The organism is Vibrio sp. 2033, from assembly GCF_033339735.1.
Genome location: NZ_JAWOVC010000572.1, coordinates 1 through 596, shown reverse-complemented (window position 1 = coordinate 596; position 596 = coordinate 1). Strand labels below are relative to the sequence as shown.

The window sequence follows — 596 nt, the reverse complement described above, 5'->3', positions numbered from 1 at the left end:
GATTGAACTGGCTCGTTATGAGACTACGCTAAAAGTGGTGCAGCAAGAGCACAAGGTACCAGTGTCCATCCAGTTAGAGTCGGTTAAGCAAGCCTATCCCGATTTCAGCGTTACTCAATTTGTGCCTGCCAAAACAGCGCATCTTGCCAACCGGTTTTCAATTAAAGCGGAAGATGGACGTTCGCTCGTTGCTGCAGTCGATCCATATACGGGCGAGGTTCAAGGCACCATTGATCGCTCAGACAGCGTTTATGAGCTGATGAATAACATTCATGGCACCTTGCTAATTGGTGAGTTTGGCGATCGTTTAATCGAAATATCAGCCAGCTTAGGTATTTTACTTTTGGTGTCGGGCTTGTATCTCTGGCTTCCTCGCGACAACGCCAGTCGAGCAGGCTTTTTGAAAATCCGTATTGCCCAAGGTTCTCGTATTTTATTGCGCGATGTGCACGCTAACCTAGGTGGTGTGTTGTCCCTCGTTTTACTGTTTTTCCTGATTTCTGGTTTGTCTTGGGCTGGAATTTGGGGGGCAAAGATGGTTCAAGCTTGGAACACGTTTCCGACTTATTACACTTGGGGTGAAAAGCCAGAGTCTA

General features: G+C 47.1%; 1 protein-coding gene. It reads left to right on the top strand.

What is annotated here, in order from left to right:
* Positions 1 to 596 (top strand): PepSY-associated TM helix domain-containing protein (locus R7P74_RS27850; RefSeq protein ID WP_318123907.1); only part of this gene is annotated, 596 nt, incomplete at both ends.